The organism is Novosphingobium sp. BL-S-21 (genome assembly GCF_055521655.1).
The window spans coordinates 917,784-943,354 of sequence record NZ_CM145495.1; the positions used below are offsets into that span (position 1 = coordinate 917,784).

22 protein-coding genes are annotated in these 25,571 nt (G+C 63.9%); 10 read left to right on the forward strand and 12 right to left on the reverse strand.

All coding sequences use genetic code 11. The features are described from left to right. Positions 1-414: 414 nt before the first annotated feature. A complete protein-coding gene (locus tag ACZ1J6_RS03555) occupies positions 415-2,571 on the reverse strand; it encodes a TonB-dependent receptor (protein ID WP_431569093.1) in 2,157 nt (718 codons plus the stop codon). Between the two features lie 250 nt (positions 2,572-2,821). Here ACZ1J6_RS03555 and ACZ1J6_RS03560 point away from each other — a divergent pair, with 250 nt between their 5' ends. After that, positions 2,822-3,502 (forward strand): response regulator transcription factor, encoded by a 681-nt coding sequence (locus tag ACZ1J6_RS03560; RefSeq protein ID WP_431569092.1) that lies wholly within the window; start codon positions 2,822-2,824, stop codon positions 3,500-3,502. Next, the gene (locus ACZ1J6_RS03565) at positions 3,492-4,988 is read left to right on the forward strand and encodes an ATP-binding protein (protein WP_465127412.1); all 1,497 of its coding nucleotides are present in this window, start codon (positions 3,492-3,494) and stop codon (positions 4,986-4,988) included. The genes ACZ1J6_RS03560 and ACZ1J6_RS03565 overlap by 11 nt, the downstream gene beginning before the upstream one ends. 10 nt (positions 4,989-4,998) lie before the next feature. Here ACZ1J6_RS03565 and ACZ1J6_RS03570 read toward each other — a convergent pair whose 3' ends face one another. Genes ACZ1J6_RS03570 through ACZ1J6_RS03595 form a run of 6 tightly spaced genes read right to left on the reverse strand, consistent with a single transcriptional unit; the run spans position 4,999 to position 9,503 of the window. After that, positions 4,999-5,442, reverse strand: a complete 444-nt coding sequence (locus tag ACZ1J6_RS03570) for a putative quinol monooxygenase (protein WP_465127413.1) — start codon at positions 5,440-5,442, stop codon at positions 4,999-5,001. Positions 5,443-5,471: 29 nt separating this feature from the next. Further along, the gene (locus ACZ1J6_RS03575) at positions 5,472-6,440 is read right to left on the reverse strand and encodes a LysR family transcriptional regulator (protein WP_465127414.1); all 969 of its coding nucleotides are present in this window, start codon (positions 6,438-6,440) and stop codon (positions 5,472-5,474) included. Positions 6,441-6,462: 22 nt separating this feature from the next. Next, on the reverse strand, positions 6,463-6,948 hold the full coding sequence (locus ACZ1J6_RS03580) for a (R)-mandelonitrile lyase (protein WP_431569088.1): 486 nt from the start codon (positions 6,946-6,948) through the stop codon (positions 6,463-6,465). Then, positions 6,945-7,685 carry a carboxymuconolactone decarboxylase family protein gene (locus ACZ1J6_RS03585; RefSeq protein ID WP_431569087.1) on the reverse strand — a complete coding sequence of 247 codons (741 nt, stop codon included), beginning with the start codon at positions 7,683-7,685 and terminating at the stop codon, positions 6,945-6,947. Before ACZ1J6_RS03585 ends, ACZ1J6_RS03580 begins: the two co-directional genes overlap by 4 nt. 53 nt (positions 7,686-7,738) lie before the next feature. Continuing rightward, entirely contained in the window at positions 7,739-8,506 is a 768-nt protein-coding gene (locus ACZ1J6_RS03590) for a glucose 1-dehydrogenase (RefSeq protein WP_431569086.1), read from the reverse strand. A gap of 1 nt (position 8,507) precedes the next feature. Continuing rightward, entirely contained in the window at positions 8,508-9,503 is a 996-nt protein-coding gene (locus tag ACZ1J6_RS03595; RefSeq protein WP_465127415.1) for an aldo/keto reductase, read from the reverse strand. 595 nt (positions 9,504-10,098) lie between these two features. Between ACZ1J6_RS03595 and ACZ1J6_RS03600 the strand changes: the two genes are divergently transcribed. Both ACZ1J6_RS03600 and ACZ1J6_RS03605 read left to right on the forward strand, forming a co-directional pair. Further along, positions 10,099-11,637, forward strand: a complete 1,539-nt coding sequence (locus tag ACZ1J6_RS03600) for a glycoside hydrolase family 31 protein (protein ID WP_465127416.1) — start codon at positions 10,099-10,101, stop codon at positions 11,635-11,637. A gap of 72 nt (positions 11,638-11,709) precedes the next feature. Next, positions 11,710-12,273 (forward strand): DUF5110 domain-containing protein, encoded by a 564-nt coding sequence (locus ACZ1J6_RS03605; RefSeq protein ID WP_465127417.1) that lies wholly within the window; start codon positions 11,710-11,712, stop codon positions 12,271-12,273. A gap of 176 nt (positions 12,274-12,449) precedes the next feature. Here the strand turns inward: ACZ1J6_RS03605 and treF are convergent, their stop codons facing one another. The 3 genes from treF to fucP form a co-directional block, all read right to left on the reverse strand. Next, complete coding sequence (treF, locus tag ACZ1J6_RS03610; protein ID WP_465127418.1) at positions 12,450-14,048, reverse strand: alpha,alpha-trehalase TreF; 1,599 nt, start codon at positions 14,046-14,048, stop codon at positions 12,450-12,452. Between the two features lie 131 nt (positions 14,049-14,179). After that, positions 14,180-14,416, reverse strand: a complete 237-nt coding sequence (locus tag ACZ1J6_RS03615; protein WP_314466139.1) for a hypothetical protein — start codon at positions 14,414-14,416, stop codon at positions 14,180-14,182. Between the two features lie 131 nt (positions 14,417-14,547). Then, entirely contained in the window at positions 14,548-15,888 is a 1,341-nt protein-coding gene (fucP, locus tag ACZ1J6_RS03620; protein ID WP_431569082.1) for an L-fucose:H+ symporter permease, read from the reverse strand. Positions 15,889-16,053: 165 nt separating this feature from the next. Between fucP and ACZ1J6_RS03625 the strand changes: the two genes are divergently transcribed. The 6 genes from ACZ1J6_RS03625 (at position 16,054) to ACZ1J6_RS03650 (ending at position 21,589) form a co-directional block, all read left to right on the forward strand. Beyond that, positions 16,054-16,944: an amidohydrolase family protein gene (locus ACZ1J6_RS03625; protein ID WP_465127419.1), complete on the forward strand. Its 891-nt coding sequence runs from the start codon at positions 16,054-16,056 to the stop codon at positions 16,942-16,944. A 49-nt stretch (positions 16,945-16,993) separates the two neighbouring features. Beyond that, on the forward strand, positions 16,994-17,737 hold the full coding sequence (locus ACZ1J6_RS03630; RefSeq protein ID WP_314466146.1) for an SDR family oxidoreductase: 744 nt from the start codon (positions 16,994-16,996) through the stop codon (positions 17,735-17,737). Continuing rightward, positions 17,734-19,008, forward strand: coding sequence for an L-fuconate dehydratase (locus ACZ1J6_RS03635; protein ID WP_431569080.1), 1,275 nt, complete (start codon positions 17,734-17,736; stop codon positions 19,006-19,008). Before ACZ1J6_RS03630 ends, ACZ1J6_RS03635 begins: the two co-directional genes overlap by 4 nt. Further along, positions 19,008-19,784 (forward strand): L-fucose dehydrogenase, encoded by a 777-nt coding sequence (locus tag ACZ1J6_RS03640; protein WP_431569079.1) that lies wholly within the window; start codon positions 19,008-19,010, stop codon positions 19,782-19,784. Before ACZ1J6_RS03635 ends, ACZ1J6_RS03640 begins: the two co-directional genes overlap by 1 nt. 22 nt (positions 19,785-19,806) lie before the next feature. Continuing rightward, the gene (locus ACZ1J6_RS03645) at positions 19,807-20,652 is read left to right on the forward strand and encodes a fumarylacetoacetate hydrolase family protein (protein WP_431569078.1); all 846 of its coding nucleotides are present in this window, start codon (positions 19,807-19,809) and stop codon (positions 20,650-20,652) included. A gap of 91 nt (positions 20,653-20,743) precedes the next feature. Continuing rightward, complete coding sequence (locus ACZ1J6_RS03650; protein ID WP_431569077.1) at positions 20,744-21,589, forward strand: IclR family transcriptional regulator; 846 nt, start codon at positions 20,744-20,746, stop codon at positions 21,587-21,589. Positions 21,590-21,641: 52 nt separating this feature from the next. Here the strand turns inward: ACZ1J6_RS03650 and ACZ1J6_RS03655 are convergent, their stop codons facing one another. Together ACZ1J6_RS03655 and ACZ1J6_RS03660 are read right to left on the reverse strand one after the other, a co-directional pair. Then, positions 21,642-23,114, reverse strand: coding sequence for a GH1 family beta-glucosidase (locus ACZ1J6_RS03655; protein WP_431569076.1), 1,473 nt, complete (start codon positions 23,112-23,114; stop codon positions 21,642-21,644). Continuing rightward, complete coding sequence (locus ACZ1J6_RS03660; protein WP_431569119.1) at positions 23,111-25,486, reverse strand: glycoside hydrolase family 31 protein; 2,376 nt, start codon at positions 25,484-25,486, stop codon at positions 23,111-23,113. The genes ACZ1J6_RS03655 and ACZ1J6_RS03660 overlap by 4 nt, the downstream gene beginning before the upstream one ends. Positions 25,487-25,571 lie beyond the last annotated feature (85 nt).

Here is a 25,571-nt window from a genome sequence, read left to right on the forward strand (position 1 = left end):
GGACGCTGAGATCGGCTGCGAAAGAGCTTGATGGTCAAAAGGTCGGCAGCATCTGGCAATGGCCTTTTCTTGTAGGGCTGCCCGACTGGCAAAAGGCGACGAACTGGTTGCTCGCACCTGCCGACGACCGACCTAGAATTGACCGCGCTGAGCAGTCGGTAGGTACAATTATGCATCCTGGCTGGGCGACTCCAACTACAGGAGTGCAGGTCGAATTCCGGGGCGAACTGCCGAACGCCACAATGCTATGCTGTTTGGCCTGCCGCGAGTTGGTTTCCGCTTCGTTCGCGCGTTGCCAGTGATGCACTCGGCGCCGGATTGCCCGTTACTTTTCGTGGGTTGAGCCGGCATTGAAAGGGTGAGGTTGAGCAGAGCCGGTCCCCCGGATGTATTCCAGGGAACCGGCGAGTGCCGTTAATATCGAGCGTTCAGTCCTATCTTGAATGCTGTGGGCGATCCGGGCGTAATGTTCGTGTTGCTATGCGCGAAGACGAAGTAGCGTTTGTTGAAGACATTCTCGACATTGAGCTGAGCGCTGACGTTTTCGCTCAGATTATAGTACAGCGCGGCGTCGACCCGCGTGTAGCCTGGCATCGACACGGCATTGTCGGTCGAGGCATAGCGCTTGCCCTGATAGAGAATGCCGACGGCGGCGCCGATCTGTTCGATGGGATCGAAGCGCGTCCACAGCGAGGCGGCATGCTTGGGCATGTTCGGAAGGATGTTGCCCGCCTTGACGGTGCCCGAGACGTTGTCGAGGAAAGTGCCGTCGGAATAGGTATAGGCACCCACCATGCTGAGCTGGTCGGTGATGTTGCCCGTTGCGCTCAATTCAACGCCCTTGGTCCGCTGGCGGCCGATGGGTACGGTCGCGGATGACGGGTTGTTGGGATCGCTGAGTGCCAGCACATTGTCGCGATCGAGCTGGAACACCGCAGCAGTGACGTTGAATGTGGGGACCACGTCCCATTTCACGCCCAGTTCGTAGTTCTGGAACTTTTCCGGGGCCAGGCTCTCGTTACTGAGGGTCAGCCCGGTCAGCTGATCGCCGCCGCGCGGGAGGTAGGTGCGCGAATAGCTGGCATAGATCGACGCGTTCTCGACCGGCTTGAAGATCAGGCCTGCGCGGGGCGACCACAAGTCGTCCGTGGTGGAGAAATTCCGTTGCTGGGTGGCTGGAAAGCCAACCGTGCGCGTGTCGGTGACGTCGGTCTTGAAGTGCTCGTAGCGAATGCCGAGGATCACGTCGAACATGCTGGAGAGAGAGATCTGGTCCTGGACATAGCCGGCGACGAGATCCGTGGTTCCCTTGTTTGCACCGCTGCTGGCGACCGCGCGCCACAGCATGTCCGGCCGGGAAATCGTGGGATTGGCCACCGTCGCGTAGATCGTCTGCACGCCCAACGCGTTGGTCGGGGTGGGGAAGAAGCCTTCCTGACGCAGGTTGTCGGTCTTCTGGTGACCGTATTCGCCGCCCACCAGCAAGGTATGCTCGATCGATCCGGTGTTGAACTGGAGGTTGAGGTCGGTCTGGTTGATGAAGTTTTCGCGGTGGGTCAGGTTGTTGTAGCCCTGGATCGCGACGACTGCGCCGGGTGCATAGATTCCGGCAGGAAGGCCGGCCGGGTTGGTCATGGCCGCCGTGTTGACGGCGCCGGGGAACACGTTCTGGTAGAATTTGTCGTAATCGGCATAGCGCGTGCGGTTGCGCAGCGAGATGCGGTCGCTGAAGCTATGCTCGATATAGAGTGAGGCGGCGTCGGTGTTCGTCCAGGTGGGGCTCTGGTCGGGATCGCCGAAGAATTGCGAGCGCGGCGTGCTTAGCGGCTTGCCCTGATAGCTGGATACCCCGCGATCGGCGACGCGATCGTCCTCGAAGTGTTCGTAGCCCATGGTGACCGTGGTTTCCGGGCCGGGGGTGAAGGTCACGGTCGGGTTGAAGCCCCAGCGCCGGTTGGTCACGCCGTCGCGGTAGCTGTCGCTGTTCTGGTAGACGCCGGTCACCCGAGCGGAGAGCAGGCTGCCCAGCGGCGCGCCGAGGTCGAATTGGCCGCGGACGTGATCGAAGCTGCCGCCCTCAAGTCGGAAGGCGCGGATCAGTTGCCCGTTTGCAGCCTTTGTCACGCGGTTCACGGCCCCGCCCACGCCGCCGCGGCCGAAGATCATGGCGTTGGGGCCCTTGAAGACCTCCAGGCGTTCGATGTTGTAGAAGTCGCGATAGGTCTGGATATCGTCGCGCATGCCGTCGACGAAGAAGTCGCCCGTGGTGGCATTGCCGCGCAGGACCAGCGTCTCGCGGTTGCCCTCGCCCTGGGCGGAGAAGACGCCCGGGATGTAGCGGACGGCATCGCCGATGCTGTTCGCGGCCTGGTCCTGGATCTGCTTCAGCGTGACGACGTTGATCGACTGCGGTACGTCGAGCAGCGGCGTATCGGTTTTGGTCGCCGTGGTGCTGCGCTCGGTGCGATAGGACGACTGCGATTCATCGTCATGGATGGCCGTGCCGATCACGGTGATGCGTACGAGATTGCCTGCATCCTGAGCATGACCCTGTGCGCTGACTACGGCCATGATAGCGCCGGCGGTAAGAGCGTGCGCTTTGGCGTGCCGCATCGAAAGCGGTTTTGACATCTTGAATGTTCCCCTGAACCTGCGATTGAAAGCACGAAAGATAATGAGAACCATTCGCACTTGTCGGCGCCGATACAGGCAGGCATGGTCCAGCCCAAGAGGAGGCGGCGAACATGGACAATAATTGTACTGACCCCAAGGTCATCCCAATGTTCGAGCCACATTTTGTAATCAAGGATACGGAAGGGCCATGAAATTACTCGTTCTGGAGGACGACGCCGAGCTATCGTCCTATCTTGAGCATGGTTTGCGCGAGCTGGGCCAAAATGTGGCGGTAACCGGCGATGGCTTTGATGCCCTGTACCGTATTCTTGACGAGACTTTCGACGTCGCCATCCTCGACCGGATGGTTTCAGGACTGGACGGCCTTTCCGTGCTGCGGCGCGCGCGCCGGGATGGCTGCCAGACTCCGGCACTGATGCTCACCGCGCTTGCGGGTATCGAGGACCGGGTGGAAGCACTGGAAGCAGGCGCCGACGATTATCTCGTCAAGCCCTTTGCCTTCTCCGAACTGGCCGCGCGCCTCAATGCCTTGGCGCGGCGCGCTGCGCCGGTGGCAAGCCAGCAAGTGCTGACGGCCGGCGATATCGAGATGAGCCTGCTGCGCCGAACGGTAAAGCGCGGGGGCAGGGCCGTGGAACTTCAGCCCCGCGAATTCAGCATTCTCGAACATCTCATGCGCAATGCAGACAGGATCGTGACCCGCACGCTGCTGTTGGAGAAGGTCTGGGACTTCGGCTTCGACCCGCAGACGAATATCGTGGAAACCCATATGAGCCGCCTGCGATCCAAGCTGAACGAAGGCTTTTCCGTCAACGCGATCAGAACCATCCGGGGATCGGGATATATTCTGAACTGCGATGCCGACTGACCCGCCCGGCGGAAGGTTGCCGCGACGCCTGCCGCATCCTCGAACCGTCCGGACGCTCGCGCTTGTCGTGGCGCTGGTATCGTGCCTCATCACCGCAGCCTTGGGGGGACTGACTTATTGGTACGTTCACGAGGAGGTCGAGCGTCAGATCGATGAACGGATTGCCGTCGATGCTCGAACACTCCTCCAATTCGAGCGTACGCATGGGTTCGAGGCGTTGGTGCAGCTGGTGCGTGCCAAGGATGCCTATACGCCGCCCGCGCCGACCGGGCACCTGGCGGTGGTCGACATCGCTTTGGATCGGACGATGGGCTATATCGTCGCAGATGGCCAAGGGGTGCGCCGGGCGGGAGGGCTAGACGCGGACATGCCGCCGTCTGGATGGAGCGAATTCATCCATTTCAGACATCCGGACGGGCGAGATGCGATTGCCCAGGGCCTGAATTCCCGGCTCGGCGGTGGCGGATATCTGCTCGTTGCAGCGGATAGAACGGCGGTCGACCAGATCGATGCGGTCCTCCTGCGGCTGTTCCTTGCCGCCTTCGGAATCCTGTTCCTCGTCAATCTTGCCCTCATTCTCGGGTTCGGCCGCGCGGTGCGCCGGCGCCTGGACGCCATGGCACGCGGGGCCGAGGCGATCATGGCCGGTGACATGTCTCGCCGAATGCCGGTGGAAGGAACTTCGGACGAGTTCGACGAGCTTGCGACAGTTCTCAACGGCATGCTCGACCGGATCGTCGCGCTGGTGACGCGGTTACGCGAATTGTCGAGCGGCCTGGCCCACGACTTGCGCACACCGCTCAGCCGCATGCAGGCCAAGCTGGAGCGGTCGGCCGGCATGGCCAGGGACGTGGAGCAGCAGGAACTGCTGGAGGCGGCGATAGACGACGGCAACCGACTGGCCGACCTTTTCGCCGGCTTGCTCTCCATCGCGGAAATAGATGGTAGACGGGCCCAGCGACGCTTCGTTCGCGTTGACCTTGGCGCGGCAGCTGAACAGATCGCCGAGGCCCACCGGCCGGCCTTCGAGGATAGCGGGCATCGCCTCCTGATCGAAACCGAACAAGCCTTCGTGCTAGGGGATCAGGCGCTGCTTCAGCGAATAGCCGCGAACCTGCTCGACAATGCGCTGGTCCATACGCCGCGCGGTACCACCGTGACTCTCCTTGTCCGCAACCTGGCGGAGGAGATCGCGTTGAGCGTGTGCCACGATGGGCCGGGCGTTGCCGTGGAGGATCGTCAACGCATCTTCGAGCGGTTGGTTCGGCTGGACCCCGGCAGGTCTGGGCCGGGGTACGGGCTGGGTCTCAGCATGGTTCAGGCCATTGCCGCCTCTCATGGCGGCACGGCCTCCGCGCTTGCCTCCGATTCCTGCGGAAATGAGGGGCTTGCAATCGAAGTCTTGCTTCCTTCTTTCAAAGATCAGAACGCCGGTCTGATGACAAAGGCCTCCGCCCGTCATCGAGGGAGCACCGGCTTCGAGTAGACGGCGCGCGCTACTTGACCGGGCCGGTGCAAACGCCCTGTCCGCCGGATGTCCCGGTGGATTTAGCGCAAAGAAGGATCGGGTCGATGTCGACCAGTCGCAGTGACCTCACCATCTTTTCCGTCGAAATCTTGTATTTCAGGAACTGCGGTGAGCGAATGTGGCTCTCATAGGCAGCTTTGCTGGCGTAGACTTCAAGCAGCCTGATCTTGGCCGGCGTCTCGGCGATGGCGAAGGAATGGAGCATCAGGACGCCCGGCTCCAGGCGGACCGAGGCTTCCTGCTCCTCCGCCAGGATCGCCTTATAGGCATCGAGCTGTGCGGGATCTATTTCGAGTTCGGCCATGCGAACCATGGCCGTGCCAAGATCCGGCTTCCCTTGGTCCCGGGCAGACGCGGGGGCAATGCCGGTAGCGAGGGACAGGGCACAGAGCGTTGTCAGAATGAGCTTCATGGTTGCCTTCCAGCATGCAGTCGTCGGTTTCAATCGCCGATCGGATTCAATTCGCGGATCAGGTCGATCAGCAGCCGCAGCGGGACGGGCAACTGCCTGCGGCCGGGATAGTAGATGTGCAGCCCATCATCGAGCGAAGCCCATTCGGTAAGGACCAGCTGCAGTTCCCCGCGCGCCACCTCTTCCGCCACGCTATCTTCCGTGGCGTAAATCAGGGCTGCACCATGCCGGGCGAGAGCCACGGCCGTCTCGCTGTCATTCATCGATATGCGGCCGGGAACTGAGATCGAGAGCGTTTCCGCACCCCGGTCGAATTCCCAGCTGTAAGTTCGGTCGTCGCCTAGCTTGATCTGCACGCATCGGTGGTCCTGCAGGTCCTCGGGGTGCTGCGGAATGCCGAAGCGCTCCAGATAGGCAGGCGATCCGGCCACGACCCACCGCAAGTCGCGCGTCAGTCGCTGGGCGATCATGTCCGCAGGCACGGTTCCGCCGAAACGGATGCCGGCATCGAAACCCTGGTTTACGATGTCGACGATGCTGTTGTTGACGCAGAGATCGATCTCGACGTCAGGATAGCGATCGAGGAACGCTGGCATAACTGGCGCGAGCAGGTGGATCGCAGCCTGGTCTGGCACGTTCAGCCGGATACGGCCCGCCGGGGATCCGCGAAACCGGTTCAGTGTGTCGACGGCCGCATCGATGCGCTCGAAAGGATCGGCGATTTCGGCCAGCAGTGCTTCGCCCGCAGCTGTCAGTGTGACGCTGCGATTTGTCCGGTTGAGCAACCGCACATCCAGACGTTCCTCAAGACCGCGCAGTGAGTGGCTGAGCGCCGAGGCACTTACGCCGAGTTCGACACCGGCGCGCCGGAAGTTTCTGTGCCTTGCGATGGCCAGGAAGTAGCTGAGATTGGCTATGTCTGATCGGCTGAAGCTCATCGCGGGATAAGATACTCCTGTGGCTGTTCTGCTCATAGGAGTGCTTTCGCGCGATCCCAAGCGGGTTTGTTCTATCGGGAACCTAGCGCCGGTACTGGGCGGCCGTCACCGGTTCGAGCCATTCGACGTTCGCGCCGCCCACCGTTTCCTGGATCGCGATATGCGCGACGCCCTCTCGGGGAGATGCGCCATGCCAGTGCTTCACACCGGGCGGACACCAGACGGCATCGCCGGGCCGCATCTCCACAACTGGCCCGCCTTCGATTTGGGTCCAGCCCAGGCCAGCGGTGACGATGAGGTGCTGGCCCATCGGGTGGCGATGCCAGTTCGATCGGGCGCCCGGCTGAAAGGTTACTTCGCCGGCGGAAACCGCGCTGGGCGGCGATGCGGGAAAGACCGGACGCACCGTGACGGAGCCGGTGAAGTTCGAGGTCGGTCCGGATGTGGCAGTGCGTTCTTCTGCGCGGCTGACCCCGGCCTCCGCCGTCTGCGCCGCGACCGGAGACGCCGCGCAAACGGCGGCCACCCTCAATATATTCGCCGAACGCCGGATCGTGGCGCCGCTCATTTCGCGGCGCGCTGGGCGAACACGTCTTTGGCGACGGCCAGCGCGGACATGGCATTGGGCCAGCCGGTGTAGAAGGCGAGGTGGGTGATCACTTCGGCTGCCTGTTCCTGGCTGAGGCCCGCATCCATTGCGCGGCCGAGATGGTAGCTGACCTGCTCCGTCTGTCCCGCGGCGATCAGCGCGGCCACCGTCACCAGGCTGCGCTCGCGCGGGGCGAGGTCCGGGCGGAGCCAGAGGTCGCGAAACAGATAGTCGGTGGTGTAGCCCACCAGACCGGGGGCAACGCTGTCATAGAGTTCGCCAACTCGTTGCTTGCGCACGGCCTCCGCTGCCTCATCGAGAGGAAGCGGCGGCGGCGTCTGGGCGGGAAGCTGATCGCTGCCGATGCCGCGCCGGGCAAAGACTTCGCCAACGGGGCCTACTGCCGCCATCGCGTTGCCCCAGCCCGAATAGTAGGCGAGGTGCGTGATCGTCTCGGAAATCTCGCGCGGCTTCACGCCGTTCTCGATCGCCTGATCGGCGTAGTAGGTGAGCGCCGGCGCCTGCCCGCGTGCAATCAAGGCGGCCACGGTGATGAGGCTGCGATCGCGCCGGTCAAGGCCGGGGCGTTTCCAGACGTCGCCGTAGAGACGGTCCTGCGTGTATTTTTCGAGGGCCGGGGCCACCTTGCGCACTTGCTCGGGCGAAAGGCGGCGGCCTTCGACATGGGGCTGCTGGGCCTGTGCTGTGCTGGTCATGAGGATCAGTCCTGTCATGGCTGTAAGGAGAAGGCGCATGGGAACGGCGCCGATCAATGGGCGACGAAGCCGCCGTCGACCGGCAGCGCGACGCCGAGGACGAAGCTGGAACCGGGGCTGCACAGCCAGAGCACGGCCTGCGCGACCTCGTCGGCGTGCCCAAGGCGGCCGATCGGTTGCATCTTCAGGATTTCGGTCATGGCGTCCGATTGACCGTCGCGCATCTCGGCGACCATCGGCGTGTCGATGGTGCCGGGGCACACGGCGTTGATCCGGATACCGCGCGGCGCATATTCGACCGCAGCACTCTTGGTAAGACCGATCACGCCGTGCTTCGACGCGTGATAGGCCGCCCGACCGGGCAGGCCGACAAGTCCGCCGAGCGAGGAGCAATTGACGATCGCGCCGCAGCCCTGCGCGCGCATGGGGCGCAGCTCATGTTTCATGGAGGCCCATACGCCGCGCAAGTTGACGGCATTCACCCGATCGAAGTTTTCCGCAGGCTCGTCGGCAGCATCGCTGGGCGGCACCTGGATGCCCGCGTTGTTGAACGCCATGTCGAGACGGCCGTACTCCGCCACCGCGCGGTCGACAGCGGCGGATACTTGCGCCTCGTCGGCCACGTCGCAGGCGATGCCGACGGCGCGATGTCCCGCGTCGCGGAGCTTGGCGGCTTCGGTTTCGGCAAGATCGCCGTCGATATCCGCCAGCACGATAGCAGCGCCCGCACGGGCGAAGGCTTGCGCGGCGGCGAGGCCCATGCCCTTGCCCGCGCCGGTGACGAAGGCGACCTGGCCGGAGAAGTCGTAATGTACGGTCATCTCAACGTCCCACCATCGCAGCTTGTGCGGCCGAGTAACGGTCCCCGGCGATGCGGACCTGACTGGATGCAGCCTCCAATGTCTCGACGTCATCCGTAGAGAGGGCGAGCGTGGCCGCGCCCAGGTTTTCGATGAGCCTGTCCACTTTCGTGGTGCCAGGAATGGGGACGATCGAAGGATGCTTGGCCAGCAGCCAGGCCAGCGCCACTTGTGCGGGGGTTACGCCCCGATCGGCGGCGAAGCGGCGGATGATGTCCACCAGCGCCTGGTTGGCCTTGATGTTCTCCGCCTGGAAGCGCGGGACCGTGCTGCGGAAATCATCGCCGCCGAAGGCCGCATCGGCACCCAGAGCGCCGGTCAGGAGGCCCTTGCCCAGCGGGCTGAACGGGACAAGCGAGATGCCCAGTTCCAGCAGCGCCGGAATGACCTCATCCTCCGGTTCGCGCCACCACAGCGAATATTCACTTTGCAATGCGGCCACCGGCTGCACGGCGTGCGCGCGGCGTATCGTGCCGACGCCAGCTTCGGACAGGCCGAAATGCTTGACTTTGCCTTCCTCGATCAGCGTCCTGACCGCACCCGCGACATCCTCGATCGGCACATCGGGATCGACACGATGCTGATAGTAAAGGTCGATCGCCTCGACCCGCAGGCGGGCGAGCGATTCCTCCACCACTTTGCGGATGTGCTCGGGCCGACTGTTGAGCTTGCTCCAGCGATCCGTGTCGCCGGGGGCTGCTTCGAAGCCGAACTTGGTGGCGATGAAGACCTGCCCCTTGAAGGGTGCGAGGGCCTCACCGACCAATTCCTCGTTGAGGCGCGGCCCGTAGACTTCGGCAGTGTCGAAGAAGGTCACGCCCCGTTCCACGGCCTCGCGAATAAGGGCGATCATCTCCTGTCGATCCTTGGGCGGGCCGTAGGACCAGCTCATGCCCATGCAGCCCAGACCGATGGCGGACACGTTTGGACCGTTAGCGCCCAGTTCACGCTGTTGCATGTTGAATTCCTCTGCTTACGGGTCAGGCGCCGGGCGGGAGCGGTGCCTCCTCGTGGGTAATAACAACACGATCGGACCCGTGGCGTGTCATGAGATCGCCGCCATGCAACGTTGAGATAATCTCATGTCTCGTTGTGGATTCGGTGGCACTATGCTCGGGAGCGAGGGATGGGAGGGAGTTGACAGGCCAAGCAGCCTGATCCCTGAAGTAAATCGGACCGTTCAAACGCTCCCGGAGCTTCCGGCAATCACTCGGCAGGGGGACCTGACCATGGACCAGTGCGCATGAACCATCTTTGCTCCAGTATCCGTGCAGAATCCGCAATTACATTTATTCAAAATTGCCTTGACCATCGATGTCATTATTATACTCCTTGCAATATAGCTTAGGAGAGGGCCAGGAATGAAGGCGTTAGGGCGTTGTATAGCGACATGCGCCATTTTTATGACGGCCGCGGCTCAGGCTCAGGCGCCTTGGCAGCCACCCTCTACCAGCTTGTCTTCATCAGTTGCCGTGGAGAGCAAAACCGCGACGGGTGCTACGTTTCGGCGTAGCGGAACCTCTTTCACCATTACCTTCTGGAACGACCGAACCGTGCACATCACGAGCGGTACGTCTGCTTCAAAGTCAGCAGGGCGCGACCTTGCGATCGTAGGTGTTCCGAAGTTGATCCGCTGGTCCATGTCGGAAAATGATTCCCGGTTTCTGCTGACGACATCGGCGATGCAAATAGCCGTCGACAAGAAGTCAGGCGCAGTCGCGATGCTAGGCGAAGATGGTGCGCCGATCATCGCCGAGAGTGATCCACTGACCCAGAAAATGGGCTCTACGCCAGATCTCGACGGTGCCGTGCAACAGCGCTTCCGGCTGGAAGGCTCGCAAGGCATTTACGGTCTCGGCCAGCATCAGACCGGGGTTCTGGACTTTATCGGCACGACCACGCGGCTCCAGCAGGCCAATACCGATGTCGGCGTTCCCGTGCTGGTATCGACGCGCGGCTATGGTCTCTTCTGGAACAATCCCGCCGTCACCGATGTCGACGTCGATGTCCCGCAGGCCCGCGAGCAAATCGTGTTCCGCTCCCAAGCGGGGAAAGGGATCGATTACTTCCTCTTCGCCGGTCCTGACGTGGACGATATCATCGGGGCCTATCGCGATCTGACCGGGCAGGCTCCGCTCATGGCGCGCTGGACCTGGGGGCTCTGGCAGTCGAAGGAACGTTACAAGTCGCAGGCCGAATTGCTCGGTGTGGCGGCGGAGTATCGGCGGCTTGGCATACCGCTGGATGCCGTGGTTCAGGACTGGCAATATTGGAAGCCTGGCGCGTGGGGCAGCCAATTGATGGACCCCGCCCGCTATCCTGATCCCAAGAAGATGCTGGCTTCGCTACACGACCAGCATGTGCACAGCATCGTCTCGGTATGGCCCCGGTTCGATCTCGACCTCGATACCACGAAAGAACTTGATAGGGCCGGCGCGCTCTATCCGGAGACCTACAACAACGTCTATCCCGCCGGACGGGGACGCTGGTACGACGCCTTCTCGAAGAACGGACGCAGCCTCTACTGGAAGCAGATCTCCGCTCGGTTGGGTGTCAACGGCTTCGATGGCTACTGGCTGGACGGAAGCGAGGCCGAACTGGGCGGCGCCTGGGGGCAGATGCGTGATGTCACCACGGAGACCGGCCCCGGCGCCGAGGTCTACAATGCCTATCCGCTCATGCACACGGCAGCCGTCCATGACGGCATGCGCGCAGACTATCCGGCGAAGAGGCCGATCATCCTCACACGTTCGGCATGGGCCGGACAGCAACGCAATGCCGCGATCACTTGGTCGGGCGACGTGGCAGGCAGTTGGCCCGTGTTCCGGAAACAGATCCCCGCCGGCGTGAATTTCTCGATGAGCGGCATTCCTTATTGGTCGGTCGACATCGGTGGCTTCTTCGGCGACAACCCGGCGGACATCGGTTACCAGGAACTGTTCACGCGTTGGCTTCAGTCGGCGGTGTTCAATCCGATGTTTCGCATCCACGGCACGGGTGCCGGCAAGGAAGTATACAGCTTCCCGGAGGCAGCGCGCGCGCCCCTGCTTTCTGCAATCGCCTTGCGTTACCGGTTGCTGCCCTATCTCTAGGCACAGTCATGGCAGGTCACCGACCGGGGCGCTTCCTTCCTTTATCCGATCGGGATGCGTTTCCGGGATGACATGGACGCGCGCGACCTGCCGGACGAATATATGTTTGGCCGGTCCATCCTCATCAGTCCCGTGGTGCAGAAAGCCGCGACATCACGCGAGGTCTACCTGCCGAGCGGCACCGACTGGTATGACTTCTGGACGGGCGAGCGCATCCGGGGCGGCCAGCGGATTTCCGTCGCGGCGCCGATCGACCGTCTGCCGGTCCATGTCGCTGCCGGGACTATTCTGCCCTTGGGGTCACCGGTCCAATATGCGGATGCTTCGCCGAACCTCCCGGTCGAACTGCGCATCTATCGCGGGGCAGACGGACGGTTCACCCTTTACGATGATGCGGGAGATGGTCAGGGCTGGCGGCGCGGCGAGCGGGCAACGATCGAATTGAGCCTGGACGACAAGGCCGGCACATTGACCATCGGACCGCGACGAGGGCGATACCCAGGGATGGCCCAGAGCCGCATCTTCAGAGTTGTGGTCGTAGCTCCGAAGTCCGGCACTGGGTTGAGCGAGGCGGAAGGCCAGGAAGTGCGCTATCACGGAAGGTCGCTGCGTGTAGAACTCGATCGGAAACTTTAGCTGCCGCCGTTTCCACCGGCGCCAACTTTCACGCGCCCGATTTGTTTTCGACAACGGATAGCAGCCGGGCAACCTTCCGGAAAATTGCCCGGTGTCGGCCACGCTCATGTTCGGCCGTCCGGGACCAGATGCGCCTGTTGGCCGAGTCTGGTAGACATCCCCGCCCGCCATGCCGATCAGTCTGTGCTGATCAGGTAACGCTCCAGGATCGCGCTTGCCACGCCGTTGGTCCAGCCAAAGCCGTCCTGGAGCGGATACTCACCGCCGCCGCCGGGCAGACGCTCCTCTACATCGTACTTTTCGAGCATTTTTCCGGTTTCTTGGTAGGTGACTTCGACCGTCTTGATCCAGCGGGTCGCGATGTCTTGCGCCAAGTCTTTGTGGCCGTACCGCTCCAGACCCTCGATGGCGACCCATTGAAGGGGAGCCCAGCCGTTTGGTGCGTCCCACTGTTGGCCCGTGCGGAGGTTTGTCGTGCGCAGCCCGCCTGGCGCGATCAGCTTGTCCCGGGTCGTATTCGCAACCGCTCTGGCTTGTCCGGTGGAGGCCATGCCGACGAACAGAGGATAGAGAGTTGCGCTCGACAGGACGGGCGTTGCCTTGCGATCATACCAGGCCCAATCGGAGTAGCGGGCTTCCTTGCCCAGCCACAGATACCGATCGACGGAGGCTTTGCGTAGATCGGCCCGCTTGACGAATTCTTTAGCGCAGGGCCTGTCGCCCGCTTGTGCACATTGCTTGGCAATGTGCCGCTCTATCGCCCAGAGCAAGGCATTGAGGTCGATGGGCACGATCGATGTCGTCTCGATCGTGGAGAGATCCTTTGGATCGGTAAGCCAGCGTGAGCTGAAGTCCCATCCGCTTTCCGCGCCGGCGCGCAGGTTTCGGTACATCTGCTCGGGTGGACGGCCGGATGCTTTTGCCGCGGTTGCGCGATCTTCGGCGAAGGACTCGTCGCGCGGCGTGTCGCGATCGTCCCAGTAGCGATTTAGAAGGCTACCATCCGGCATCGGCATCACGCGGTCACAGGGTTTCTTGGATTTCTGCGCGCAACCTTCGCCGGCCATCCAATAGGCGTATTCCTTGCGCAGTGCCGCAAGGCGGCGGGCGCGCACCGCGGTATCAGTTTGCTTCGACAGGTCGAGCATGAGCGCAAAGAACGGCGGCTGTGAACGGCTCAGATAGTAAGTGCGCGTTCCGTTGGGAATATGGCCGAAGCGTTCGATCAGACTGGTGAAGTTGTCGATCATGCTTTCGACAAGATCGTCACGTTTGTCTGCAACGAGGCCGAGCATGGTAAAATAAGAGTCCCAGTAGTACATCTCGCGGAAACGGCCGCCTGGAACGACGTAGGGCTGTTCGAGATGGATCGCGGAATCTCCCGCGTGCGGGGCTTGTGCGTCTCGGCGGACGAGTTGCGGCCAGAGTGCCTTAATGTGGGCGCGCATCGCGGTCGGCGCGGTGTCGTTTATGCCGGGGACGATGAACTCGGCCAGGACGAAGGCGCGCAGTTCCTGAGGCGTCGTGGGCTTCGCTGCCTCGAACTTGCGCATGATCGTTGCGGGATCAGTGCGGGGCACGGCATCGACGAACGTCTTGCCGTCCTCGAAGATCTTGTTCTCCTGTACGTCCGAGAACAGGGCGCCATACTGGTCCGCAGGCGAAGGCACCGGCGCCGTGTTGGCGCAGAGAGCGACGCAGATACTGGTCACGACAAGCGCGGAAGCCAATCGAAGGCGCAGCGCGGTGCCGCGAGGTGTTGTCTTGTTGCTCATGCCCGGTCCCATCCAGCCTTGCCTGCATTCAGCAGGCTCAACCGATATACCGAGCCAAAGTGCCCGGTATGTGGCGGAAAAACCGGTTTTTCCCGCACTGGATTTCTATTCGAGGAGGGTCCGGAGCAGGCTCAGGCGGCGACGTCAGTGTCGATATCGGGCGCCGCGACGATAGGGGAGCGGCGCAAGGGGGCGTCCTTCGACCGGCGGATAGCACAGAGCCGGGTCTCGCCGTCCCATAGCTCGGCGTCGCGGGTGGCGGCCTCTCGGTGGGCTAGCATGAGGGCCTCGGGCAAATCGAACGCTTCAAAATGGATGGTTTCGCCAGCCCCGTGTGGCTGTGCGAACTTCAGGGTGTAGATCTTCATTTGCATCCTCCGGGCGCCGGGAACCGTTGCGGTCCTCACTGGCGCCGCGCCTTGTCTGCCCTGTCATTGCCGGCTTGAGAATGCGGGACAATCCGGAAAAGTTCCCAGGGCCAGGAAGTTAACGCCAATTGTCATCCGGGCGAGGGACGGGAGGCTGCGCCCCAGGCAAAGCGCGCCACTGCGGCGAAGCAGAACAGCGGCAGCGCCATCGCCACCTGAAGATCCGCGCGCTCGCTGAGGAGGCCCATCAGCGGCGGGAACACGGCGCCGCCGATTACGGCCATGACGATCAGCGAAGACCCCATCGTGGTACCCGCACCCAGATCGCGAATGCCCAGCGCAAAGATCGTGGGAAACATGATCGACATGAAGAAGCTGGTAAGCGCCAGGCAGGCAATGGCGGCCACGCCGCTCAGCGACATGGCCAGTGCGACCATGACGATGTTGGCGAGCGCGAAACCCAGGAGCAACTTTGCCGCCGGCACGCGGTGCATCAGGGCGGCGCCCACGAAGCGGCCCGCCATGAACAGCACGAGGCTGCCGGAGAGCAGGAATGCAGCGGTCCGCTCGGGCGTCTGCGGGGCAAGGTGCTTGGTGAAGTCCACGAAGAAACTCCAGATCCCGACTTGCGCGCCGACGTAGAAGAACTGGGCGATCACGGCGCCGAGCAGGAGGCGATTGGCCAGCACGGTGCGCAAGCTGCCGGTGGAGGCACCGGTCAGGGCGTCGTTCGGCGCGCTCTCGATTCGCGGCAAGCGAACCCGCGCGAGCCCGGCGGCGAGGATCACGACGAAGCCGGCAAGGCACAAGTAAGGGATCTTGACCATGTCCGCCTCGGTGCCGCGCCAGGCTTCGAGTTGGGCATGGGTCATCGCCGAGAGGTCGGCCGCGCTGTGCTCTACGCCCGAGAAGATGAAGAGCCCGCCCAGGATCGGGGCAACGACGGCGCCAAGCCCGTTGAAGCCCTGCGCCAAGGTAAGCCGCTGCGAGGCGCGCGATGGGTCGCCGAAGCGAGCGACATAGGGGTTTGCCGAAGTCTCTAGAAATGCTGCGCCCGAGGCGATTACGAACAAGGCGAGCAGGAAGGCCCAGTAGCGGTGCACTTCTGCCGCGGGAAAGAACAGCAGCGCGCCCAGCGCGTAGAGGCCAAGCCCTGTCAGCAGTCCCGCCCGGTAGCCGAAGCGCTTGAGCAAGAAGCCGGCAGGGAGCGCCCAGACGAAATAGGCGAGGTAGAACACGAACTGGATGAAACCGGCCTCTCCGCGCGAGAGGGCGAGGGCCTTCTGGAACTGGCGGATGAGGATATCGTTCAGGTTGTTTGCCAGGGCCCAGGCGAAGAACACGCTCGTTACCAGCACGAAGCCGGGCCAGAACCCCGGAAATACGAAGCGCGAAGGGGTGCCGGGCTCTTCCGGTGCAAGTTGCCCCGTCGGTGAAACCGCCGGCAAGTCTGCCGCCAGGATCGTCTCCATTTCCATCCTCTCCGTCCCGTCCTCAGGACTTGTGCTTCGCCGGTCTTTCGCGCGCAACCGTCTTCCAAAAAAGATTGACGCTTGCGCTATGCCCGATCGCTCGCTAAATTTTCACATATAGAAGATGCTGTCAAATACGGCAGTGAGAGAGAGGAGCGCCGATCGATGATGTCGGGCCATATCGATGCGCACCAGCATTTCTGGGCCTATGATCCGGGGGCATACCCGTGGATCGAGGCGGGCTCCGGCATCGATCGGGATTTCACTCCCGACCTTATTGCAAACGATCTCACCGCTTGCGGAATCGCGGGCTCCATTGCCGTTCAGGCGCGCCAGAGCGAAGGCGAGACTCGCTGGTTGCTGGACCTGGCTGCAAACCATGCCGCAATCGTGGGCGTGGTGGGCTGGATAGACCTGACCGCTCCCGATCTTTCCGAACGTCTTGCCGTGCTGGCAGACGAGCCAAGCCTGATCGGTTTTCGCCACCATGTGCAGGACGAGCCCGATCCGGACTTCCTGGAGCGCCCGGATTTCCGGCGCGGCGTGCGGCAGGTTCTGGAAGCCGGTTATGCCTACGACCTTCTCATTCACGCGCCGCAGCTTGAGGGCGTTCCCGCCTTTCTCGATGCCGTGGGGCCGGGCCGCATCGTCATCGATCACGGTGCCAAGCCGGGAATTGCGGCGGGCGAATGGGAGCCCTGGGCAAGCCGGATCGCCCATGTCGCGCAGGCCTATCCGGTGTTCTGCAAGCTGTCCGGCCTCGTTACTCAGGCGCGCGGACGGGACTGGAGCGAGTTGCAGATGCTGCGCTACATGGAGCATCTGCTAAACTGCTTCGGACCCGGTCGGCTCATCTATGGCTCCGACTGGCCGGTCTGCGAACTGGCCGCCAGTTACCGCGAGGTTCACGCGCTCGCGTTGAAGCTCCTGGCGCCGCTCGGCGCGGGGGACCGTGACGCCATCATGGGCGGCAATGCCCGCCGTGCCTATTTCCAGCTAGCCGGTGACGGCGATCTGGCTGCCTGCCGCGAAACGGCCATGGGAACCGGCGCTTGACGTCACGCCCAGCCGGATCGCCCGACACTCCATTCGAACGAGGTACTTGATGAGACTTGCCGGTAAGAGCGCGGTCGTGACCGCTGCGGCAGCAGGGATTGGCCGCGCGATCGCGGAAAGGTTCGTGGCGGAAGGCGCGGCGGTTCATGCCGTCGACCGGGACCGCGAAGGGCTGGCGGACCTGGCGGGCGTGGAGACCCATGTGGTCGACCTCACCGATGCCGGGGCCATCCGGGAACTGGCGCGCGCGACGGGGAGCTGCGACATTCTGGTGAACTGCGCCGGGATCGTCCATCCCGGTACTTTGCTGGACTGCACCGACGAACAATGGGCGCAGGCGCTTGATCTCAACGTCACGGCCGCTTTCCGCGTGATCCGCGAGTATCTCCCGGCCATGGTGGACAAGCGAACGGGATCCATCGTCAACATCTCCTCGGTTGCCTCTTCGATCATCGGGGTGCGCAATCGCTTCGCCTACGGCGCCAGCAAGGCGGCGGTGATCGGGCTGACCAAGTCCATCGCGGCCGATTACGTGGAGATGGGAATCCGCTGCAACGCGATCTGTCCCGGCACGGTGGAAAGCCCGTCGCTGGTAGGGCGCATGAAGGCGCAGGCCGAGGCGACCGGCAACTCCTTCGAGGAGACGCGCAGCGCCTTCGCCGCGCGCCAGCCGGTGGGCCGGCTTGGCCGGCCGGAAGAGATTGCCGCGCTGGCGACCTACCTCGCTTCGGATGAAAGCGCGTTCACGACCGGCACCACGGCCGTGATCGACGGCGGATGGACCGTCGAATGAGCCGCATTACCGCCCTGCGCACCGCCGACATTCGCTTCCCGACCAGCCTGGCGCTGGACGGATCGGATGCCATGAACCCCGACCCCGATTATTCGGCGGCCTATGTCATCCTGGAAACCGACGATCTCGATATCGAGGGGCACGGTCTTACGTTCACCATCGGGCGCGGAAACGAGATCTGCGTCGCCGCGATCGAAGCTCTGCGGCCGCTGGTCGTGGGGCTGGAGCTGGACTGGATCAGGGACGATCCGGGCCGGTTCTGGCGTCATGTCACCGGCGACAGCCAGTTGCGCTGGATCGGCCCCGACAAGGGCGCAATGCACATGGCCGCCGGGGCCGTTGTCAATGCGGTGTGGGACTGGTGGGCGAAGGTCGAGGGCAAGCCGCTCTGGCGGCTGATCGGCGAGATGAGCCCCGAGCAGATCGTGCGGGCCATCGACTTCCGCTACATGACCGATTGCATCGGCCCGGAGGAAGCGCTCGAACTGCTGACGCGCAAGGCGCAAGGCAAGGCACAGCGGGTGGAGCGGCTGCTGGAGAGCGGCTTCCCGTGCTACACCACTTCGGCAGGCTGGCTCGGCTATCCCGACGACAAGCTGCGCCGTCTGGCGCAGGAGGCCGTCGATGCAGGCTTCCGGCAGATCAAGCTGAAAGTCGGTCGCGATCTCGAGGACGATATCCGCCGCGTGCGCATCGCGCGTGAGGTGATCGGGCCGGATTGCCGCCTGCTGATCGATGCCAACCAGATATGGGAACGGCAGCAGGCCATCGACTGGGTCAATGCGCTGGCCTTCGCGAAGCCCTGGTTCATCGAGGAGCCGACCAGTCCTGACGATGTCGAGGCGCACCGGGCCATCCGCGAGGCGATCCACCCGGTTCGTGTCGCCACGGGCGAGATGTGCCAGAACCGCATGCTGTTCAAGCAGTTCATGATGCGCGAAGCCATCGACGTCGTGCAGATCGACAGCTGCCGCATCGGCGGGGTGAACGAGATCTTGGGCGTGCTGCTCATGGCCGCGAAGTACGACCTGCCGGTCTGGCCCCATGCCGGCGGGGTGGGCCTCTGCGAATATGTCCAGCATCTGTCGATGATCGATTACCTCTGCTTCTCGGGCACGATGGAGGACCGCGTGATCGAATATGTCGACCATCTGCACGAGCACTTCGTGGACCCCTGTGTGATCCGGGATGCTGCCTATATGCCGCCGGAGCGCCCGGGCTTCTCCATCGAGATGAAGGCGGAATCGATCGCCCAGTACCGGGTGGACTGATGGACCTGGAACTGAAGGACAAGGTCGTCGTGGTCAGCGGCGGCGGGGCGGGTATCGGCGGCGCGGTGTCGTTGGCCCTTGCGCGCGAAGGCGCCATTCCGGCGATCCTGGGGCGCAGTCCCCTGGCCGCCGACTTCGAAGCCGAGCTGCGCGAACTGCAAGGCGATGCGCTGTTCCTGCAAGTCGATGTCACTGACGACGATGCCTGCCGGGACGCGATCGCCGAGATCGCCGCCGCCGGCCGCGGGATCCACGGTCTGGTCAACAATGCCGGGGCGAACGACGGGGTGGGGTTGGAGGCCGGAACGCAGGCCTTCATGGCCTCCGTCCACGCCAACCTTGCGCATTACTACGGGCTCGCCCATCACTGCCTGCCGCACTTGCGCGAAAGCCGGGGTGCCATCGTCAACATCTCGTCCAAGACGGCGGTGACCGGGCAGGGGCAGACCAGTGGCTACGTCGCCGCCAAGGCGGCGCAGCTCGGCCTCACGCGCGAATGGGCGGCGGCGTTGCTGGCGGACGGCATTCGCGTGAACGCGGTGCTGCCCGCCGAAGTGATGACGCCGCTCTATGCCCGGTGGATCGAGAGTTTCGAGGATCCCGGCGCCAAGCTGGCGGAGATTTCTGAGCGCGTACCTCTGGGGCGGCGCATGACCATGGCCGGCGAAGTGGCCGACACCGTGGTCTTTCTGCTCTCCGCGCGGGCCAGCCACACGACGGGACAATGGATATTTCCGGACGGCGGCTATACGCACCTCGACCGGCTGTTGACGTGATTATCTTTCGAAGGAGTATGCTGTGAAGCTAGTGCGGTTCGGTGAGAAGGGGCAGGAACGCCCGGGAATCCTCGATGGTGAAGGCCGCATCAGGGACATATCGCAGATCGTCCCGGATATCGCCGGCGACGTGCTGACGCCGGAGGGGCTGGCTGCACTGCGCGCGCTGGACCTGGCAAGCCTGCCGCTTGCGCCCGAGGGCGCGCGGATCGGGCCTTGCGTGGGCGGTGTCGGCAAGTTCGTGTGCATCGGCCTCAACTACCGCGACCACGCCCGCGAAAGCGGCATGGCGATTCCGTCGGAACCGGTGGTGTTCAACAAGTGGACCAGCGCGATCTGCGGGCCGGATGACGATATCGTCAAGCCGCGCGGCTCGGACCGGATGGACTGGGAAGTCGAACTCGGCGTGGTGATCGGCAAGGGCGGGGTCTACATTTCCGAAGCCGAAGCCCTGGACCACGTTGCCGGCTACTGCGTGGTTCACGACGTGTCGGAACGCAGCTTCCAGTTCGATCGCGGCGGCACCTGGGACAAGGGCAAGGGCTGCGATACGTTCGGCCCGATCGGCCCCTGGCTGGTCACTCCCGACGAGGCTCCGGCGCTGGACGATATGCGCCTCTGGCTGGAAGTGGACGGCGAGCGCGTGCAGGACGGCACCACGGCCGAAATGATCTTCCCCGTCGCGGCGATCATTTCGCATCTCAGCCAGTTCATGAGCCTTCAGCCCGGTGACGTGATATCGACGGGTACGCCCGCCGGTGTCGGACTGGGCTTCGATCCGCCTCGCTTCCTCTCGGCAGGCCAGGCCGTGCGCCTGGGCATCGAGGGTCTGGGCGAGCAGAACCAGCGCGTGGTCGCGGCCGGCTGATAGCGAACGGCCGTCAAGGATGATCGCGGCGGGGACGGTCCCCGCCGTGTGGCTCGCGGGGGGCGGGCAGGAGCAAGGAAGGGCAAAGATTTTGGGCAACGTCCGCTCCGCAGGAGCATCAGGGGCAAAGCGCGGATCCGACACCGAAAGCGGTGAGACGGACGGCAAGCGTGCCTATTCCGCACCCGCGCTGGAAAAAGGGATCGAGATCCTCGAACTTTTCGCGCGCGATCCCAGCGGCCTTACGATCAGCGAGATCGCCCAGCGGCTGGAGCGTTCGATCAGCGAAGTGTTCCGCATCATCATCGTGATGGAGCGGCGCGGCTGGCTGCGCAAGGATCCCGCCAACGACCGCTACAGCGTGTCCTACCGCGTGCTGGACGTCGCCTTTCGCGCCACGCCTGCACATACCTTGAGCAATGTCGCGGCGCCGGTCATGCACCAGTTGTCGATCGATACCAACCAGTCGTGCCATCTGGTGGTCCGCACCGGCGCTGCCGCCACGGTGATCCATCGCCAGGAGAACGCCGGGCCGGTAGGCTTCGGCATTCGGCTGGGCACGGTGGTGGACATGATGACGAGCTGTTCGGGGCACGTCCTCCTGGCCTTCACCTCGCCGGAGCGCCGCGCGGCCGCGATCGCCGATTTGCCGGACGCCAGCCAGGCAGCGCTGCGGCGGCTTGAAAAGCGCCTCGATACGGTCCGCGAGCAGGGCTATGAAATGCAGCCGAGTGCGCGGGCGTCCGGCGTGACCGACATCAGCTTCCCGGTCTTCGGCTTCGATGGGCAGGTCAGCGCCGCGCTCACCTTGCCGTTTCTCCTGACCATCGACGGCTCCCAGCGAACCGATCTCAACGAAACGCGCCGGATGCTGGGCGAAGCGGCGCGGCATATCTCCGCCGGGCTCGGCTGGCTGCCGCCGCGGGAAGAAGACTGAGCCCATCGCCGCGGTATCCCCGGCCGGACAGGACCGGCCGGGGGCGCGATAGTCAGACCAGCTTGTTGCTGCGGATCAGTTCGCGGTACCAGTCGGCGCTGAGCTTCGGCGTGCGCTTCTGGGTCTTGAAGTCGACGTGGTGGATCCCGAACAGCTTGGTATAGCCGTCCTCCCACTCGAAGTTGTCCATCAGGCTCCAGAGGAAGTAGCCGTCCACGGGATAGCCTTCCCTCACTGCCCGCTGGAGGTGGGTCAGGTAATTGCGCAAGTACATCACGCGGTCGGCATCGTAGACTTTGCCGTCCTGGGCCACGGGATCGTCGGCCGAGCAGCCGTTCTCCGAAATATAGAGCTTCTTCGGCTTCCACAGCTCGCTGACGGTGCGGATCGACCAGTAGAGCGCTTCCGGGGTCACGTAGAGCCAGGGTGAGGCCATGCGCGGCGAATTGGCGAGATGCGGCAGGATCTCGTAGCCGCTTGCCGTAGCGGCAGCCCGCACGGTGTTCGCGGTGTAGACGTTGAGCGAGACGAAATCGAGCGGGCTGCCGATCGCCTTCATGTCGCCTGCCTGCACCTTGGGCGCGTCCTTGCCCTGCGCGGCAAGGTAGCTGTCGATATAGCGCCCTTCCATGATCGCGGTGAGGAACATGGCGTTCTCCTCGCGCATGGCCTTCTTGGTCGCCTCGATGTGCTCAGGCGTTTCGATGGCGGGGACGAAGATGGTGGCGTTGTCGGCCAGGCCGACGTGGGTTCCGGCCCTGGCATGGGCGCGGATCGCCTGGACGCCGAGCCCGTGCGCGAGCACGCCGTGGTGCCGCACCTGGTTGACCTGATCCATCGGCAGCCGCAGCGCGGGGGCCTTGTTGCCGTTCCAGTAGGCAAGGTCGGTGAAGCAGCGCAGTTCGTTCACCGTCATGAAGTGCTTCACGCGGTCGGACGTCTTGCTGGCCATAAAGCCGGCATAGTCCGCGAAGGCAAGGGCGGTATCGCGCGATTGCCAGCCGCCCTGGAGGCCGGTGGGCAGGTCCCAGTGGAACAGCGTCATGTGCGGCTCGATGCCCGCGGCGAGCAGGCCATCGACAAGGCGGTTGTAGTAGTCGAGCCCCTTCTGGTTGGGCTTGCCCTTGCCGCTTGGGAAAATGCGCGACCAGGCCACCGAGAAACGGTAGGCCTTCACGCCCAGCGCCTTCAGCAGCGCGATATCCTCGGCATAGCGGTGATAGCTGTCGCAGGCGACATCGCCCGTGCCGCCGTCCGTCGTCTTGCCGGGGGTGTGCGCATACGTGTCCCAGACGGTCTCGCCGCGGCCGTCTTCCTTGACGCCGCCTTCGATCTGGTAGGCTGCGGTGGCGCAGCCCCAGGTGAAGTCGGCAGGGAAGCCCAGCGGGTCCTGAGCCCCGCGCTCCGTGCGCGGCCCCGTGCCGGGGGCGGAAGGTTGCGCGGAGGCGGGCCAGGCGCCCAGTGCCGTGCCGAGGCCTGCTGCTGCCAGCCCCAGCCCGAGTTCCCTGCGATTGATACCGGTCATTGTCCTGCTTCCTGTCCTGCCGTACCCGCCCCGATCACGCGCACCAGGCCGGAAACGGACTGGCCGGTGGGGAGCTTGCTCTTGCTCGTGAGCGTTCCGGCCGCCTGGTTCCACACCAGTTCGGCCTTGCGCCCGTCGCTCTTGCGATAGGCGTTCGTGGTACCGTCATCGTCGTAGAGCGTGAAGTGGCTGTCAGCGCCCGGATAGACCCGGATGCTTTCGATCGCCTGCTGCTCCGCCGTGCTCTTCACGGCCGCGCCCATCGGCACGATCGAGCCAGCCTTCACGAACAGCGGAATGCGGGAGATCGAGGCGTCGACGTCCACGCTCTGTCCGCCTTCGAAGCGCTGGTTGGTCCAGTAATCGTACCAGGCGGTGCCGGCGGGGAGGTAGACCGACTTGCGGGTCTGACCCTGCTCGGTGACCGGCGCCACCAGGAAGGCCGGGCCGAACATATATTCGTCGCCCAGCGTCGCGGCCTTGGGATCGTTCGGGAAGTCCATGAACAGCGCGCGCATGAAGGGCGCGCCGGTCTCGTAAGTGTGCCGTCCCAGGGAATAGATATAGGGCATGAGTGTGTAGCGCAGGCGCAGGTAGTCCGCGAGGATCGGCTCGGCGGCGGTGCCGTATTCCCAGATCGCCGTGGCTGGGCGCTGGCCGTGGATGCGCAAGGTGGGGGTGAAGACGCTGTACTGGAACCAGCGCACGAAGAGTTCCGGATAGTCCGGATAGTCGGGCGCCATGGCGGTCGCTCCGGCGGGATCGACCAGAACGGGATGTTCGGCTTTCGGACCGCTCGGCCACTGCCAGCCGCCGATGTCGCTGCCCCAATAGGCCAGGCCCGAGGCGGTGAAGTTCAGGCCGGTGGGGATCTGCCGGTGCAGGGCTTCCCAGGTGGACTTCACGTCCGAGGACCAGAACAGGCTGCCGGTGCGCTGCGAGCCGAGATAGGCGGCGCGTGACAGGATCATGTTGCGCATGCCGGGCCGGTCGCGCGCAGAGCCTTCCGCTGCGCCTGAGGTGTGCACCAGCGGGAACAGGTTGTGGTAGCGGTCGCCCGATCCGATGGAGTAGAAATAGCCGTCCGGAATGAGATCGGGCTCGGTTTCATCCAGCCAGAGCCAGTCGAAGCCCTGGCTAAGGATATTGTCGCGCACTTTGCCCCAGAACCACGCGCGGGCCTCGGGATTGGTGCTGTCGATCAGCGCACCGGCCCGGTCGAAGCGCATGGGCAATCCGTCCACGGGCTTGCCGTCCTTGTCCTTCAGGAGCCAGCTCTTGCCCGCCAGCATGTCGAAGTAACGCGATTCCCGCTCGAAACGGGGCCAGACGCTGATGATGGAGCGCATGCCCATCGATTTCAGGGTGTCGTTCATGCCCTTCGGATCGGGGTAGTACGTCCGGTCGATGTCGAGCTGGCCCATGCGGGTCCAGTAGAACCAGTCCAGCACCATGACGTCGAGCGGATAGCCGCGCTGGCGATAGCCATTGGCGATGCCGAGCAGTTCCTGCTGGCTTTCGTAGCGCGCCTTGCTCTGGATCAGGCCGAAGCCGGCCTTGGGCGGCAGCGGCGTGGCGCCGGTCAGCTTGGCGTAACCGGCATAAAGCTCGTCGCTGGTCTTGCCGGTGATGACGAAGAACGAGACGCGCTCACCCACTTGCGACTGGAAGCGGGTGGTCGAATGAAGGCCCGGCCAGACCAGGGTGCGCGCCGGGTTGTCCCAGACGATGCCCCAGAGCTTGCCGTTGGCTTTGGTGGTGACGAGGAACGGCACGCAGACGGTTTCGCCCGCCGGCGCGTCATAGCTGTGCGAGCAGTCGATCTGGCGGCCCTTGAGATCGAGCGTGCCTTCCTGGTTCTGGCCGAGGCCGTAATAATGCTCGCCCGATACCGCCTCGAACGTCGCGCCGACCTTGAAGGTCTTCTCGCCGTTGACGGTGACGGGAGCCATGTCCCAACCCGTCATCTTCGTCAGCAACTCCCCTTGGCCGTCGCGGATCGACAGGCTGACCGGCGGCAGCGAAGGCGCGAAATAGCGCTCCATCTGGCTCGGCGCCTTGGGCCAGGGCTTGGCATCGACCGTGAGGCTGAGCGCGGAGGATGCGAAGATGTCGCCGTCGGTGCCGGCACTATGGTTCCACCCTGCGGCGTCCGGCGCGGCATTGGGGCCTTCGCCCGGCGCGGCTTCGGCCAGTTCGGGATCGAGAGCGATGGTCACGCGCACGATGTTGGGCGCATAGGGCTCCACGGCGACGCGCGTGCCGTTGCGGTCCAGCAATGCCATCGGCGCTGCCAGCGCGGGCATGGCCAGGCCGAGGCAGGCCGCACCCGCAACGCTCGCCAGCGCGCCGGCTTTCATCGATCTGGCCATTGTCGTCTGAGCCTTCATTCGGGCTTTTAGGCTTCCTGCGATCATTCCTCTTGTCCCCTGTTCGCCTGCAATGTCGTTTTGCAAT

Excerpts from the sequence above, each read along its gene's own strand:
- ACZ1J6_RS03555 (WP_431569093.1), bottom strand. The coding sequence starts at position 2,571 with ATGGCCGTAGTCAGCGCACAGGGTCATGCTCAGGATGCAGGCAATCTC.
- ACZ1J6_RS03560 (WP_431569092.1), top strand. The coding sequence starts at position 2,822 with ATGAAATTACTCGTTCTGGAGGACGACGCCGAGCTATCGTCCTATCTT.
- ACZ1J6_RS03565 (WP_465127412.1), top strand. The coding sequence starts at position 3,492 with ATGCCGACTGACCCGCCCGGCGGAAGGTTGCCGCGACGCCTGCCGCAT.
- ACZ1J6_RS03570 (WP_465127413.1), bottom strand. The coding sequence starts at position 5,442 with ATGAAGCTCATTCTGACAACGCTCTGTGCCCTGTCCCTCGCTACCGGC.
- ACZ1J6_RS03580 (WP_431569088.1), bottom strand. The coding sequence starts at position 6,948 with ATGAGCGGCGCCACGATCCGGCGTTCGGCGAATATATTGAGGGTGGCC.
- ACZ1J6_RS03585 (WP_431569087.1), bottom strand. The coding sequence starts at position 7,685 with ATGACCAGCACAGCACAGGCCCAGCAGCCCCATGTCGAAGGCCGCCGC.
- ACZ1J6_RS03590 (WP_431569086.1), bottom strand. The coding sequence starts at position 8,506 with ATGACCGTACATTACGACTTCTCCGGCCAGGTCGCCTTCGTCACCGGC.
- ACZ1J6_RS03595 (WP_465127415.1), bottom strand. The coding sequence starts at position 9,503 with ATGCAACAGCGTGAACTGGGCGCTAACGGTCCAAACGTGTCCGCCATC.
- ACZ1J6_RS03605 (WP_465127417.1), top strand. The coding sequence starts at position 11,710 with ATGGACGCGCGCGACCTGCCGGACGAATATATGTTTGGCCGGTCCATC.
- treF (WP_465127418.1), bottom strand. The coding sequence starts at position 14,048 with ATGAGCAACAAGACAACACCTCGCGGCACCGCGCTGCGCCTTCGATTG.
- ACZ1J6_RS03615 (WP_314466139.1), bottom strand. The coding sequence starts at position 14,416 with ATGAAGATCTACACCCTGAAGTTCGCACAGCCACACGGGGCTGGCGAA.
- fucP (WP_431569082.1), bottom strand. The coding sequence starts at position 15,888 with ATGGAGACGATCCTGGCGGCAGACTTGCCGGCGGTTTCACCGACGGGG.
- ACZ1J6_RS03625 (WP_465127419.1), top strand. The coding sequence starts at position 16,054 with ATGATGTCGGGCCATATCGATGCGCACCAGCATTTCTGGGCCTATGAT.
- ACZ1J6_RS03630 (WP_314466146.1), top strand. The coding sequence starts at position 16,994 with ATGAGACTTGCCGGTAAGAGCGCGGTCGTGACCGCTGCGGCAGCAGGG.
- ACZ1J6_RS03635 (WP_431569080.1), top strand. The coding sequence starts at position 17,734 with ATGAGCCGCATTACCGCCCTGCGCACCGCCGACATTCGCTTCCCGACC.
- ACZ1J6_RS03640 (WP_431569079.1), top strand. The coding sequence starts at position 19,008 with ATGGACCTGGAACTGAAGGACAAGGTCGTCGTGGTCAGCGGCGGCGGG.
- ACZ1J6_RS03655 (WP_431569076.1), bottom strand. The coding sequence starts at position 23,114 with ATGACCGGTATCAATCGCAGGGAACTCGGGCTGGGGCTGGCAGCAGCA.
- ACZ1J6_RS03660 (WP_431569119.1), bottom strand. The coding sequence starts at position 25,486 with ATGGCCAGATCGATGAAAGCCGGCGCGCTGGCGAGCGTTGCGGGTGCG.